At 75.1% G+C, this 13,680-nt stretch carries 13 protein-coding genes; all 13 read left to right on the plus strand.

From position 1 onward, the window contains the following. The first annotated feature begins 37 nt into the window (after positions 1-37). The 13 genes from ACFZP7_RS18580 to ACFZP7_RS18640 all read left to right on the plus strand — a co-directional run bounded on the left by ACFZP7_RS18580 (position 38) and on the right by ACFZP7_RS18640 (position 13,513). A complete protein-coding gene (locus tag ACFZP7_RS18580) occupies positions 38-1,738 on the plus strand; it encodes a polyamine aminopropyltransferase (RefSeq protein ID WP_385634873.1) in 1,701 nt (566 codons plus the stop codon). 381 nt (positions 1,739-2,119) lie between these two features. After that, complete coding sequence (locus ACFZP7_RS18585; RefSeq protein WP_371847759.1) at positions 2,120-3,292, plus strand: sensor histidine kinase; 1,173 nt, start codon at positions 2,120-2,122, stop codon at positions 3,290-3,292. Further along, positions 3,289-4,038, plus strand: coding sequence for a response regulator transcription factor (locus ACFZP7_RS18590; RefSeq protein WP_210903754.1), 750 nt, complete (start codon positions 3,289-3,291; stop codon positions 4,036-4,038). Before ACFZP7_RS18585 ends, ACFZP7_RS18590 begins: the two co-directional genes overlap by 4 nt. A 64-nt stretch (positions 4,039-4,102) precedes the next feature. Beyond that, positions 4,103-5,056 carry an SRPBCC family protein gene (locus ACFZP7_RS18595; protein ID WP_385634875.1) on the plus strand — a complete coding sequence of 318 codons (954 nt, stop codon included), beginning with the start codon at positions 4,103-4,105 and terminating at the stop codon, positions 5,054-5,056. A gap of 88 nt (positions 5,057-5,144) precedes the next feature. Continuing rightward, positions 5,145-5,933, plus strand: coding sequence for an aldose 1-epimerase (locus tag ACFZP7_RS18600; protein WP_385634877.1), 789 nt, complete (start codon positions 5,145-5,147; stop codon positions 5,931-5,933). A gap of 10 nt (positions 5,934-5,943) precedes the next feature. Further along, a complete protein-coding gene (gene pyrE, locus ACFZP7_RS18605) occupies positions 5,944-6,492 on the plus strand; it encodes an orotate phosphoribosyltransferase (RefSeq protein ID WP_019324917.1) in 549 nt (182 codons plus the stop codon). Between the two features lie 157 nt (positions 6,493-6,649). Continuing rightward, on the plus strand, positions 6,650-7,681 hold the full coding sequence (gene fbaA / locus ACFZP7_RS18610; protein WP_030972854.1) for a class II fructose-bisphosphate aldolase: 1,032 nt from the start codon (positions 6,650-6,652) through the stop codon (positions 7,679-7,681). 141 nt (positions 7,682-7,822) lie between these two features. Continuing rightward, complete coding sequence (locus ACFZP7_RS18615) at positions 7,823-9,295, plus strand: MFS transporter (protein WP_385634879.1); 1,473 nt, start codon at positions 7,823-7,825, stop codon at positions 9,293-9,295. Positions 9,296-9,382: 87 nt separating this feature from the next. Continuing rightward, positions 9,383-9,796: a DUF3151 domain-containing protein gene (locus ACFZP7_RS18620; RefSeq protein ID WP_019324920.1), complete on the plus strand. Its 414-nt coding sequence runs from the start codon at positions 9,383-9,385 to the stop codon at positions 9,794-9,796. A gap of 158 nt (positions 9,797-9,954) precedes the next feature. After that, the gene (locus ACFZP7_RS18625) at positions 9,955-10,770 is read left to right on the plus strand and encodes a tryptophan 2,3-dioxygenase family protein (protein ID WP_019324921.1); all 816 of its coding nucleotides are present in this window, start codon (positions 9,955-9,957) and stop codon (positions 10,768-10,770) included. Continuing rightward, positions 10,763-11,980 carry a kynureninase gene (gene kynU / locus ACFZP7_RS18630; RefSeq protein WP_125771414.1) on the plus strand — a complete coding sequence of 406 codons (1,218 nt, stop codon included), beginning with the start codon at positions 10,763-10,765 and terminating at the stop codon, positions 11,978-11,980. Before ACFZP7_RS18625 ends, kynU begins: the two co-directional genes overlap by 8 nt. A 36-nt stretch (positions 11,981-12,016) precedes the next feature. Then, positions 12,017-12,358: a hypothetical protein gene (locus ACFZP7_RS18635; protein ID WP_125537931.1), complete on the plus strand. Its 342-nt coding sequence runs from the start codon at positions 12,017-12,019 to the stop codon at positions 12,356-12,358. A 249-nt stretch (positions 12,359-12,607) separates the two neighbouring features. After that, entirely contained in the window at positions 12,608-13,513 is a 906-nt protein-coding gene (locus ACFZP7_RS18640) for an alpha/beta hydrolase family protein (protein ID WP_385634882.1), read from the plus strand. Positions 13,514-13,680 lie beyond the last annotated feature (167 nt).

A 13,680-nucleotide genomic window follows, 5' to 3' on the forward strand; every position in this document is an offset into this window, starting at 1 on the left:
GACGAAGCGCAGTGCGGGAGTGACGTAACGTCACCCCGTGATCGAACCGCACGTGCCCGCCCCGCCCGGCTCCCGGCCGTCCTGGGGCGGTTCCGGCGGTTCCGGCGGCTCCGGCACGCCTCCGCCGGGCGGCCGGGGGACCGCCGCGCGGCTGCCGGTCCGGCCGGGCGTCGGGCGGTTCCTGGTCCTGGCGGGCGTGTTCGTCTGCGCCGCCTGCGGGCTCGTGTACGAACTCGAACTCGTCGCCCTCGCCTCGTACCTGATCGGCGACTCGGTCACGCAGGCGTCCGTCGTGCTGTCCGTCATGGTCTTCGCCATGGGCCTCGGCTCGCTGGCCGCCAAGCGGCTGCGCCGGTTCGCGGCGGCCGGCTTCGGCGCGGTCGAGGCCGTCCTGGCCCTGGTCGGAGGCTCCAGCGCGATGGTCCTGTACGCCGTCTTCGCCTGGACCGGCGCCTGGACCGGCGGCTGGGGCGGCCTGGGGGCCGACGGTCCGCGGCTGCTGCTGGTCGCCTTCTCCCTGGCCATCGGGGTGCTGATCGGCGCCGAGGTGCCGCTGCTGATGGAGCTGATCCAGCGGGTCCGCCGGCAGGACGCGGGCGGCGCGGTCGCCGACCTGTTCGCCGCGGACTACGTCGGCGCGCTCGTCGGCGGCCTGGCCTTTCCCTTCGTACTGCTGCCCTTCCTCGGCCAGTTGACGGGCGCGCTGCTCACCGGCACCGTCAACGCGGTGGTCGGCGCCGCCCTGGTCCTCGGCCTGTTCCGGCGGGACATGACCCGCCGGGCCCGCCGGCTGCTGCTGGCCGCCAACGCCGCCGTGCTGGCGCTCCTCGCCACGGCGACCGTCCTCGCCGACGACTTCGAGCGCGCCGCCCGGCACGCCGTCTACGGCCAGGACGTCCGGGTGGCCGTCCGGACCGGCGCGCAGGAGGTGATCCTCACCGGTGACACCGACGGCCGTCCCCTCGCCCTGTTCCTCGACGGCCGCCTGCGGGTCCGCGCCGACGACGAGCGGCGTCGCCACGAGGCGCTGGTGCACCCCGCCATGAGCGGCCCGCACGCCCGCGTCCTGATCCTCGGCGGCGGCGACGGGCTCGCCCTGCGGGAGGTGCTGCGCCACCCGGACGTGCGCCGCGTCGACGTCGTCGAATCCGACCCCGGGCTCACCCGGCTAGCCCGGCACGACCCCGGCCTGTCCGCGCTGAACGAGCACGCCTTCGGCGACGCCCGCGTCCGGGTCGTCGCGGACGACGCCTTCCGCCGGCTGCGCACGACGCCCACCGGCGCGTACGACGTGGTGATCTCGGACCTGCCCGACCCGGGCGTCACGGCCGGTACCAAGTTCTACTCCCAGGAGTTCTACGGGCTGCTGCGGCGGGTGCTCGCCCCCGAAGGGCGGCTCGTCGTGCACGCCGGGCCCGTCCTCGCGCAGCCCCGGACCTTCTGGACGGTGGACGCGACGCTGCGCGCGGCCGGGCTGCGCACCGTCCCCTACCGCGTCGGCGCCCGGGACACCGGCCGTGCGCCCGGCCCGGACCGGACGGCCGCCGGCACCGGGCGGGCGCCGCGCGACTGGGGTTTCCTCCTGGCCTCCCGCGGTGCCCCAGCGCTCCGTCTCGACCCGGCGGGCCCCCGCCCGCGCACCGTCACGGCCGGGTCCCTGGAGCGGGACGCGCGCGCCACCGCCCGCACCCGGATCGACGGCCTGCCGCCGTCCACACTGGTGCACCCGCGCTACTGATCCCCCCGCGCGCCCCCGAGGCGCATCGCCCCCCCCGAGGCGCATCGCCCCCCCGAGGCGCATCGCCCCCCCGAGGCGCGTACGCCCCAGGGGCATCCCCCCGTGGTGCATCCCCCCGTGGTGCATCCCCCCGAGGTGCATCCCCCGCCCCGCGAACGCCGCCGTGCGGCGGCCCGCCCTCCCCCCACGCCCGGGGCGGACCGCCGCATCCCCCGGCGGATCGTTCGCACCGAGAACCTACGGCCGTCCCGCCCGGCCCGGAATCCCGCAGCGGGTGGAGACGGGAGCCAACCCGGCGCGGTAGACGCCCGGTTCCTACAACTTCCGCGGTACGGCGGAAGGATGACGCCGTCTCCGTGCGGGTGGACTTACCCTGCGGCAATGCGTCCGCACTCCCTGGCGGCCGACGGCCTGATCGCCGCGGCGCTGACGACCGTCGCCGTACTGCTCGGCACCGAGGCCGTCGCCCAGGGGTGGCCCCCGCTCGACCCGCTCGCCTGGACGCTCGTCGCCCTGCTGCACCTCCCGCTGACCCTGCGCACCCGGGCCCCCGTCACCGTCTGCCTCGCCGTCCACGCCTGCTGGACGGTCTACGTCACCCTCGGCTACTGGCCCGTGGTCGGCTCCTTCGGCCCCATGCTCGCCGTCTACACCGTCGCCTCCCTGCGCCCCACCCGCACCGCCGCCGCCTGTGCCGCGCTGCTCGCCGGCGTCTGGATCTACGCCGGGGTGGTCAGCGACGCCGAGGCGATGGCGTCGGTGGTGGGACAGGCGGTCGGTTTCCCGCTGGTGCTGTGGCGGTTCGGCCACGTCGCCCGCCGCACCGGGGAACTCACCCGGCAGCTCCGCGCCGAACAGGCCGAACGGGCCCGGCGCGAGGTGGCCGGGGAACGCGTGCGCATCGCCCGGGAACTCCACGACGTGGTCGCCCACCACATCGCCGTCATCAACGTCCAGGCGGGACTGGCCCGCTTCGTCTTCGACTCCGACGCCCGCACCGCGCGCGACGCGCTCGACACCATCGAGGGCGCCAGCGGCGAGGCCCTGGCCGAACTGCGCCGCATGCTGGGCCTGCTGCGCGCCGACGGCGTCCAGGGCGCGGACGGCGCCCCCGCGCCCGGCCTCGACCAGCTCGACGACATGGTCGCCCGGGTGCGCGGAGGCGGAGTCGGCGTGGAGCTGCGGATCACCGGCACGCCCCGTCCGCTGCCGCCCGGCGTCCAGCTCTGCGTCTACCGGGTGGTGCAGGAGGCCCTGACCAACGTGCTCAAGCACGCGCCGGGCGCGCGGGCCGCCGTGGAACTCGCCTACCGCGCGGGGGAGGTGACGGTGTCGGTGACCGACGACGGGCACGGCACGGGCGGCCGGGAGGGGGTGGATCCGGCCACAATCCCCGAGCGCGGCGGCCACGGCTTGATCGGGATGCGGGAGCGGGCCAAGCTCTACGGCGGGACGATCGCCGTCGGCCCGCGCAGCGAGGGGGGATTCGGCGTGCGCCTGACCCTGCCGACGCCGGTACAGACCGCACGCCGGGGAGACGCCGTCCGCGAATGACCGAACCGGACCCCACGGCCGACCGCGTGCCGGACGCGGCGCCGGGACGACCGATCAGGCTGCTCGTCGTCGACGACCAGTTCCTCGTCCGCAGCGGGCTCGCCGCACTGCTGCGCGCCGCCCCCGGCATGGAGGTGGTCGGCGAGGCGTCCGACGGGGCCGAGGCGGTGGAGCTGGCCGCGCGGACCCGGCCGGACGTCGTCCTGATGGACATCCGCATGCCCGGCATGACCGGCATCCAGGCCACCGAGCGCATCCTCGCCGAGGCGGTGGACCCCGCGCCCCGCGTCCTGGTCCTGACCACCTTCGACCTCGACGAGTACGTGTACGGTGCCCTGCGCGCCGGGGCCTCCGGTTTCCTGCTCAAGGACGCGGGCCCCGAGCGGCTGCTGGCCGCGGTCACCGCGGTGCACGGCGGCGACGCGCTGTTCGCGCCCGCGGTCACCCGGCGGCTGGTGGAGGCGTTCACGCGGGCGTCGGACGCGGGTGCGCCCGCCCGGTCGGAGGCCGGTCCACCGCCCGGACTGACGGCGCTGACCGGCCGCGAGGCCGAGGTGCTGAGACTGGTCGCCCGCGGCCTGAGCAACGCCGAGGCCGCCGAGCGCCTGTTCATCAGCGAGGCCACGGTGAAGACCCACCTCAACCGGACGATGACCAAGCTGGGCCTGACCAGCCGGGCCCAGGCGGTGGTGGTGGCCTACGAGACGGGACTGGTGACGCCGGGGAGCGCGGGAGGGGCCGCCTGAGGCGGCGGACGACTTCGCGCCGACGGGGGGTGCGCGGGGCGCCCGCTGGGTAGGGTGCCGTGACATGGAGCATGAGGTGTTCGTTCCGGTTCCGGCCGAGCGGCTCGGGGACGTGCTGGCCGACCCCGTCCGGGTCGCGCGGGCCGTTCCGGGGCTCCAGCAGGACGCCGGCGCCGAGCCCGTCGCGGGGCGGCTGAAGGTGCGCGTCGGCAGCCACTCCATCACCTACCGCGGCACGCTGCGCCTGACCGCCCGGGACGACGGCACGTACGCCGTCGAGGGCGAGGCGACCGAGTCGCGCGGTACCGGGACGGTCGCGCTGGCGCTGACCCTCCGGGTGGTCGACGCGGACGGCGGCTGCACCCTCGTGATCTCCGGGACCGCCACGGCGGACGGCCGCGTCAGCGAACTGCCGGCCGACGCGGTGACGGCGTCGGCGACCCGGCTGCTGACCCGCTTCGCGGAGAACCTGGGCGTGGCGGCGGAACGGGGGGCGGAGCCCGGGGCTGGGTCCGGGGCCGGCGCCGGGGCTGGGTCGGAGGCCGGGCAAGGGCCCGAGACCGCGCCGGGGTCCGAGACCGGGCCGGAGTCCGAGACCGGGCCGGGCGCCGAGACCGAGACCGAGCCGGGCGCCGAGTCCGAGCCGGAGTCCGAGACCGGACCCGCGCGGGAACCCGGGGCCGAGCACGTCTCCGTCTTCGACACCGAGGTCCCCCCGTCCTCCCTCGCGGACGAGGAGGAGGGGACCGGCGACGAGCCCCGCGCACCGGGCGAGCCGGACGTCCCGGTGGTCCCCGACCTCCCGGAGCCGCCCGCCGAGGCCGCGCACGCGCGCCGCACGATGATCGGCCGCAGCGCCGAGGAGGTGGACCACGCCCCGCCCCGCGGCCGGTACGCCCCCGTCCCCGCACCCCAGGGGGGCGCGGCCGGCGCCCCCCTGCGCTGGGCCGCGCCGGCGGCGGCACTGGTCGTGGCGTCGGCGATCGTCGTGGGCCGCGCCCTGCGCAGGCGCCGCTGAGCCGGAGCGGGACGGCGACCGCGCGCCCGCCGTACGCCGTGCCGCCACCGCACCGGCGCGCCCTTGATCGTCCCAGTAGGGTCATGGCGTGAGCAACGAACCCATCACGCTGACCGCGGGTGACGCGGAGGCGACCGTGCTGCCGGGCAACGGCGGCCGCATCGGCGGGCTGCGCGTCGGCGGCACGGAACTGCTCCGCCAGGGCGAGCGCTACGGCTGCTTCCCGATGGTGCCCTGGTGCGGCCGCATCCGCGAGGGCCGTTTCCGGGACGGCGCCGTCGTCCACCGGATGCCGCTCAACTCCCCGCCGCACGCCATCCACGGCACCGCCCGCGACGCCGCCTGGCGCACCGCCCGGGCCACCGCCGACGAGGCCGTCCTCACCTACGACCTCACCGACCCGTGGCCCTACTCCGGCCGCGTCACCCAGGTGATCGCGCTGACCGGGGACGCGCTGACGCTGACGATGTCCGTCGAGACGTACGAGTCGTCCTTCCCGGCGCAGATCGGCTGGCACCCCTGGTTCAACCGCACCCTCGACGGCACCGCCGTGGAGATCGCCTTCGACCCCGCCTGGCAGGAGGAGCGCGGCGACGACCACCTGCCCACCGGCAACCGGATCGACCCGAAGCCGGGCCCCTGGGACGACTGCTTCGGCATGCCGGACGGCGTCGACGTCACCCTCACCTGGCCGGAGCGCCTGGAGCTGAAGGTGACCAGCCGGGAGGAGTGGGTCGTCGTCTACGACGAGCAGGAGGCCGCCGTCTGCGTGGAGCCGCAGACCGGGCCGCCCGACGGCCTGAACACCCTCCCGCGCCTGGTCACGCCCCTGGAGCCGCTGGAGGCCACGACGACCTGGCGCTGGACCCGCCTCTAAGCTGGGGGGCATGACGGACGTACGCGCGGCGCTGCTGCAGCAGATCAAGGACAAGGCCGTGGTGCACGGCAAGGTGACCCTCTCCTCGGGTCTCGAGGCCGACTACTACGTGGACCTGCGCCGCATCACCCTGGACGGCGAGGCCGCGCCGCTGGTCGGGCAGGTGCTGCTGGACCTGACGGCCGACCTGGAGTTCGACGCGGTGGGCGGGCTGACCATGGGCGCCGACCCGGTCGCCGCGAGCATGCTGCACGCCGCCGCCGCGCGCGGCCGGAAGCTGGACGCGTTCGTCGTCCGCAAGGCCGCCAAGGCGCACGGGCTGCAGCGCCGCGTCGAGGGCCCGGACATCGAGGGCCGCCGCGTCCTGGTCGTCGAGGACACCTCGACCACCGGCGGCTCCCCGCTCACCGCCGTCGAGGCCGTGCGCGAGGCCGGTGCCGAGGTCGTCGCCGTGGCCACGATCGTCGACCGGGCGACGGGCGCCGCCGAGAAGATCGAGCAGGGCGCGGGGGTGCCGTACCGCTACGCGTACGACAAGGACGAGCTGGGCCTGGACTGAGGCCCCGCCCGGACGGGGGAGGTCCGGGGGACGGACGTCCACTCGGAGTATCCCGGTTCGTCTGGAAGGATGGGGCCGACGATGACGTCGCCCCCCATGGTCTAGGTCAGGGCCTAAGCACGTACCACGCCCACCCGCACATACAAGGAGCGGACAGATGCCCATCGCAACTCCCGAGGTCTACAACGAGATGCTGGACCGGGCGAAGGCAGGAAAGTTCGCCTACCCGGCCATCAACGTGACCTCCTCCCAGACGCTGCACGCGGCCCTGCGCGGTTTCGCGGAGGCGGAGAGCGACGGCATCGTCCAGATCTCCACCGGCGGCGCCGAGTTCCTGGGCGGCCAGCACAACAAGGACATGGTGACCGGCGCCGTCGCGCTCGCCGAGTTCGCGCACATCGTCGCCGAGAAGTACGACGTGACCGTCGCCCTGCACACCGACCACTGCCCGAAGGACAAGCTCGACGGGTACGTGCGTCCGCTGCTCGCGGTCTCCGAGGAGCGCGTCAAGGCCGGCCGGAACCCGCTCTTCCAGTCGCACATGTGGGACGGCTCCGCCGAGACCCTCTCCGACAACCTCGCCATCGCCCAGGAGCTGCTGGAGCGCGCCCGCGCCGCCAGGATCATCCTGGAGGTCGAGATCACCCCGACCGGCGGTGAGGAGGACGGCGTCTCCCACGAGATCAACGACTCCCTCTACACCACGGTCGACGACGCGGTCCGCACCGTCGAGGCCCTGGGCCTGGGCGAGAAGGGTCGCTACCTGCTCGCCGCCTCCTTCGGCAACGTGCACGGCGTGTACAAGCCGGGCAACGTCGTGCTCCGCCCCGAACTGCTCAAGGAGCTGAACGAGGGCGTCGCCTCGAAGTACGGCCAGCCGGCCGGCAGCAAGCCGTTCAACTTCGTCTTCCACGGCGGCTCCGGCTCCACGGCCGAGGAGATCGCGACCGCGCTGGAGAACGGCGTGGTCAAGATGAACATCGACACCGACACCCAGTACGCCTTCACGCGTCCGGTAGCCGACCACATGTTCCGCAACTACGACGGCGTCCTGAAGGTCGACGGCGAGGTCGGCAACAAGAAGACCTACGACCCGCGCACCTGGGGCAAGCTGGCCGAGGCCGGCATGGCCGCGCGCGTCGTGGAGGCCTGCGGCCACCTGCGCTCGGCGGGCCAGAAGATCAAGTAACACCCGGCCGGCCGGCCCCCTGTGGCCGGCCCCTCCGGCCTGCACCGCACAGCCGGCCCCGTCCGGTCGGCACGGCCGGCCGATTCGGCCGTACGCACGAGCCCGGCGCCCTGAGCGCCGGGCTCGCTGTATACCTGGGACATGCCCGACGTCCGGCTGGCCTCGCCGCGAGGCAAGTGGATCCTGCTGACCACCGTCCTCGGCTCCGGCATGGCCCTGCTGGACTCGACCGTCGTCAACGTCGCGCTGCCCCGCATCGGCCGCGACCTCGACACGGACCTCGCCGCCCTCCAGTGGACCGTCAACGCCTACATGGTCACGCTGGCCGGTCTGATCCTCCTCGGCGGCGCGCTCGGCGACCGCTTCGGGCGGCGCCGGATCTTCGTGCTCGGCGTGTTCTGGTTCGCCGCCGCGTCCCTGCTGTGCGGGCTAGCTCCGAACGCCGGCGTCCTGATCGCCGCCCGCGCCCTCCAGGGCATCGGGGGAGCCCTGCTCACGCCCGGGTCGCTGGCCCTCATCCAGGCGTCCTTCCATCCGGACGACCGGGGCCGGGCGGTGGGCCTGTGGTCGGGGCTCGGGGGAGTGGGCGCGGCGGTGGGGCCGTTCGTCGGGGGCTGGCTGGTGGACGGGCCGGGCTGGCGCTGGGTCTTCCTCCTCAACGTGCCGCTGGCCCTGCTCTGCGCGCCGGTCGCCGTGCGCCACGTTCCCGAGTCGTCGGACGAGCGCGCCCACGGCCGCTTCGACGTGCTCGGCGCCGTCCTCGGCGCGGCGGCCCTCGGGCTGCTCACGTACGCGCTGATCGAGGCGCGCACGGCGTCCTGGACGGTGGCGGCCGGTGCCGTGGCCGGGGTGGCCGCGGCGGTGGCCTTCGTCGTCGTCGAGCGGCGCCGGCCCGATCCGATGATGCCGCCGGACATCTTCGCCTCCCGCCAGTTCACCGCGGTCAACCTGGTCACCCTGTGCGTCTACGCGGCCTTCGGCGGCTTCTTCTTCCTGGCCGCCCTCCAGTTCCAGGTCGTCGTCGGCTGGTCGGCCCTGGCCGCCGGTACGGCGCTGCTGCCGACCACCGTGCTGATGCTGCTGCTGTCCGCGCGCTCGGGCGACCTCGGCGAGCGCATCGGCCCGCGTCTCCAGCTCAGCGTCGGCCCGCTGCTGTGCGCGGCCGGGATGCTGCTGATGCTGCGGGTCGGGCCGGGCGCCTCGTACACGGCCGACGTGCTGCCGGCGCTGCTGGTGCTGGGCCTGGGCATGGTCACGCTGGTGGCGCCGCTGACGGCGACCGTGCTGGCGTCCGTGGACACCGCCCGCGCGGGGCTGGCCAGCGGGATCAACAACGCGGCGGCCCGCGCGGCCGGGCTCGTCGCGGTGGCCGCGCTGCCGCTGCTCACGGGCATGGGGGAGGAGGCGTACCGGAGTCCGGAGGCGTTCGACGCCGCGTTCGGTCCGGCCATGCTGATCTGCGCGGGCGTGCTGGTGGCGGGGTCCCTCGTCGCCGTCACCACCGTGCGCCGCCCGGCCCCGGACTGCCGCAGGCCCCAGTGCCGCACGCACGGCTCGGTGGCGGTGCCCCCGCTGGAGGGGGAGCGGGACGTTCCCGACCGGGAAGGCGCGTGACCCGCTCCGGCGTACCGGGGCCCATGCCGCCGGTGTACCCGGGCCCGTGCCGCAGGCGTACCGGGGCCCATGCCGCAGACTTGTGCCATGGCCATTCACGAGAACCTCCTCGGGGGACCGCCCCCGACCCACCTCCCCGACGACCCGGGCCCGCGCGAGCTGCTGGCCGGCGGGACCTCCGCCGCCGACGTCGCGGCCAAGTACCCGACGTCCTCGCTGGCCTGGGCCCGGCTGGCCGACGAGGCGTTCGAGCGGGGCAGCGTCGTGGAGTCGTACGCGTACGCCCGCACCGGCTACCACCGCGGCCTGGACGCCCTGCGCCGCAACGGCTGGAAGGGCCACGGCCCGGTGCCGTGGGAGCACGAGCCGAACCGCGGCTTCCTGCGCGCCCTGCACGCCCTCGCCCGCGCCGCCCAGGCGATCGGCGAGAAGGAGGAGTACGAGCGCTGCAGCCAGTTCCTGAAGGACTCCTCGCCGGAGGCGGCCGAGGTGCTGGGCTGAGATCCGGTACGTCCCGTATGTACCCCGGCCCGTCCGCCGTGCGCGGGCGGGCCTTGCGGTTTCCTGCGACCATTGCGGAGGATGCCGAGTGGGGACCGGGGCCCCGTGCCGGTAACGGCAGGGCGGACCGCTACCCGGAGTGCCATCAGGAGACAGAAATGTCCCACGACGCCCCGAATCTCGACTTCGCGGGCAGTACGCCGTACGAGGACTATGTCAAGGCGGACGTGCTCACCCATCTCCAGCACACCCTCTCCGACGATCCCGGAGAGATGGTCTTCCTGGTCACGACCCAGGTCATGGAGCTGTGGTTCACCGTCATCGTCCACGAGTGGGAGACCGCGGCCCGTGCCCTGCGCGAGGACCGGACCGACGTGGCGAGGGACGCGCTGAAGCGTTCCGTGCGGGAGCTGGAGGCGCTGAACGCCTCCTGGACGCCGCTCGCGGGCCTCACGCCCGCCCAGTTCAACTCCTACCGCGGCGCCCTCGGCGAGGGCTCCGGCTTCCAGTCGGCGATGTACCGCCGCCTGGAGTTCCTGCTCGGTGACAAGTCCGCGTCCATGCTCGTCCCGCACCGCGGCTCCCCGCGCGTCCACGCCGAGCTGGAGAAGGCGCTGCACGAGCCGAGCCTGTACGACGAGGTGGTCCGGCTGCTCGCCCGGCGCGGCTACGACATCCCGGACGCCGTGCTCCAGCGCGACGTCACCCGGAAGTACGAGCCGGCGCCCGAGGTGGAGGCCGCCTGGACGGCCGTCTACTCCGGTGACCAGAACGGCGACCTGGCCCGCCTCGGCGAGGCCCTCACCGACGTCGCCGAGCTGGTGTGGCGCTGGCGCAACGACCATCTGGTCGCCACCCGCCGCGCGATGGGCTCGAAGACGGGCACGGGCGGCTCCGCCGGCGTGGCCTGGCTGGAGAAGCGGGCCCGCGGCAACGTGTTCCCCGAGCTGTGGACGGCGCGATCGTATGTCTGAACTGAAGAGTGCCGCGGAGGAACTGGACGCGGCGGACGGGCTGGCGGCGCTGCGCGGACGCTTCGTCCTCGACGACGTGGTCTACCTGGACGGGAACTCGCTGGGCGCCCTCCCGGCGCACGTCCCCGGGCGGGTGCAGGACGTCGTCCGCCGGCAGTGGGGCGAGCTGCGCATCCGGTCCTGGGAGGAGAGCGGCTGGTGGACCGCGCCCGAGCGGATCGGCGACCGCATCGCCCCGCTGGTGGGAGCGGCGGCCGGGCAGATCGTCGTGGGCGACTCGACGAGCGTGAACGTCTTCAAGGCACTGGTGGCCGCGGTGCGGATGGCGGCGGAGGACGGGGCGGGCGGTCCCGGGCGGGACGAGATCCTCGTGGACGCCACCACCTTCCCGACGGACGGGTACATCGCCGAGTCGGCGGCCCGGATGACGGGGTGCGCCCTGCGGCCGGTCGCCCCGGCCGAGGTGCCGTCGGCACTGGGGGAGCGCACGGCCGCCGTCCTCCTCAACCACGTCGACTACCGCACCGGACGGCTGCACGACCTGCCCGGGCTCACGGCCGCCGTGCACGCGGCGGGCGCCTACGCCGTCTGGGACCTGTGCCACAGCGCGGGCGCCCTGCCGGTCGGGCTGGACGAGCACGGCGTGGACCTGGCGGTCGGCTGCACCTACAAGTACCTCAACGGCGGCCCCGGCTCGCCCGCGTACCTGTACGTGCGCCGCGACCTCCAGCCGCGTTTCGACTCCCCGCTGCCGGGCTGGAACTCGCACGCCGAGCCCTTCGGCATGCGGCCGGGGTACGAGCCGGCGTCCGGCGCGCCGCGCGGCCGGGTCGGCACGCCGGACATCCTCTCCCTGCTCGCCCTGGAGGCGGCGCTGGACGTGTGGGACGAGGACGCGGTCTCGGTGGAGGCGGTGCGGGCGAAGTCCCTCGCGCTGACGGACTTCTTCCTGCGCTGCGTGGCGGAGTACGTGCCGGACGGCCGGGTGGAGTCGGTGACCCCGGTGGCGCACGCCGAGCGGGGCAGCCAGGTGGCGCTGCGCTGCGACGACGCGGGGGACGTGATGAAGCGGCTGATCGAGCGCGGGGTGGTCGGGGACTTCCGGGCGCCCGACGTCCTGCGCTTCGGCTTCACCCCGCTGTACGTCGGGTTCGCGGACGTGGAGCGGGCGGCGCGGGTGCTGGCGCGGACCCTGGGCGAGGCCGGCTGAGGAACCGCCGGCGGCCTCCGGCGCGTGAACGCGGGCATGGACGATGTGGATCACCGGACCCGTGGCTGCGCCGGATGCCTGGCCGCCGGCGTGGTCGGCGCCCCGGCGGCGCTGCTCGCCTGGGCGCCGAACGCCCGCGTCAGCGTGACCGGCGGCTTCGAGCAGCAGCACCGCGACCTGAGCGTGCTCTTCGTCGACCTGCCGCTGGTCGCCTTCGGGGGCGCGCTGGTGCCGGCCCTCGCGTGGCTGCTGGGGCTGCGTCTGCTGGGCGGCCGGGCCTGGGCGGCGGCGCTCGTGGCGGTGGCCGCGCTGGGGCTCGGGGTGTGGGGGCTGACGTCCTGGTGGACGCCGTACGAGCAGCCCGAGTTCGTGGGGTAGGTGCCGGGCGGCTCGGGGGTCGGTGCCGGGTGGCTCAGGGCCGGTTCCGCGGGTGGCTCAGGGCTGGTCCCGTGGGTGGCCCAGGGCCGGTCCCGGGTGGCCGAGGGCCGGTCCCGCCGCACCGGTTTCTCCTTCACCCAGCGTCACATCCCCGTGTTCGCGCACGTCACCGGCCTGATACCGTCCCGCCAACGGCCGAATCCCCATCCCCGGTCCGCCAACACCGTGTCGTCGCTGAGAGGTTGGAGCATGCCGGACGCCGCCGCAGAACCGGGCACCGCTGCCGGGCGGGCCGCCGCGGAGGAGACATCGGCCCTCTCGCATCCGGCGGTCGACCCCGACGCCACCGCGGGGTACGGCGACCACCCCGACCAGGTGATCGACTTCTACGCGCCGCGGGGGGCCGGGGGCCCGGGGGGTCCCGTCCCCGTGGTGGTGGTGCTGCACGGAGGGTCGTGGCGGGCGCCGTACGACCGTCGCCACGTCAGCCCGTTCGCGGACTTCCTGGCCCACCGGGGGTTCGCCGTGGCGAGCGTGGAGTACCGGCGCGGGGCGCAGGAGGGAACCGGCGGCAGCGGCGGGGGCGGACCGGTCGCCGGGCGCTGGCCCGACACCTTCGCCGACGTGGCCGCCGCGCTCGACGCGCTGCCCGCGCTCGTACGACGGCACCTCCCGGGGGCGGACCCGCGGCGGACGGTGCTCACCGGCCACTCCGCGGGCGGCCATCTCGCCCTGTGGGCGGCGGCTCGGCACCTGCTGCCCGCCGACGCCGCCTGGCGCCTGGACCGTCCGGCGCCCCTGCGCGGAGTGGTCGCCCTCGCGCCGATCGCCGACCTCGAGGTCGCCCGGGAGCTGCGTGTGTGCGGCGGCGCCGCGCTCGAACTGCTCGGCGGCGAGGAGCACTTCGAGGAGCGGCGGCCCTATGTCGACCCCGCCCTGCTGCTGCCCACCGGTATCGCGACGACCCTCGTCCAGGGGCGCGCCGACGTGGACGTCCCGCAGGCGGTCGCCGAGGCGTACGCCGACGCGGCGGCGAAGGCCGGTGAAGTGGTGGGCCTGACGCTGCTGGAGGACGTCGGCCACTTCCCGCTGATCGATCCGGCGGCGGACGCGTGCGCGGTGGTGGCGGAGGAGATCGCGCAGTTGGCCTGGTGAGTCGGTTTGGTGGGCCGGCCTGGTGGGTCGGCCCGGTTAGTCGGTCTGGCGAGCTGGCCTGGTGGGCCGGTCTGGTGAACCGGCCTGGTGGGTCGGTCTCGTGGGCCGGTGGGTCGAGGCGGACCGTCGATCCGGGTCCCGGGGCGTACCCGTAGTACCTGAGAGCT

It is taken from the genome of Streptomyces sp. SudanB5_2050 (assembly GCF_964272335.1).
In the GTDB taxonomy this organism is placed as follows: domain Bacteria; phylum Actinomycetota; class Actinomycetes; order Streptomycetales; family Streptomycetaceae; genus Streptomyces; species Streptomyces rochei.